Raw genomic sequence first — 360 nt, forward strand, 5'->3', positions numbered from 1 at the left:
CGCCAATATGCCTCTCTGTGGCAGAGCTGTACGTCTGTGGGGGGTAACGAATTCTCGTGCAGATCCATCATGGACTTTGCTTGGGGCAAAGCAACAGCTGCACTTCTGATCATTGGTTTCATCATCCTGATAATTTGCTTCCTCCTCTCCTTTGTTGCACTGTGCACACCACGTATTTCTTTGCTGAGAGTAATTGGAGGACTTCTCATTTTTGCCGTTATCTTGCAGGTGATTGCTCTGGTAATTTACCCCTCTATGTACACAAATGACCTGGCTACAGGAACAGAAAACTATCTTTACAGCTGGACCTATGGCTTTGGCTGGGGAAGTACCATCATCATGTTCGGCTGTGCAATCTTC

At 46.7% G+C, this 360-nt stretch carries 1 protein-coding gene; it reads left to right on the plus strand.

What is annotated here, in order from left to right:
* Positions 1-69: 69 nt before the first annotated feature.
* On the plus strand, positions 70-360 hold a 291-nt coding region (locus EUU22_RS22385; protein ID WP_245485256.1), incomplete at its 3' end, for a hypothetical protein.

The organism is Ciceribacter ferrooxidans (assembly GCF_004137355.1).
GTDB lineage: Bacteria > Pseudomonadota > Alphaproteobacteria > Rhizobiales > Rhizobiaceae > Allorhizobium > Allorhizobium ferrooxidans.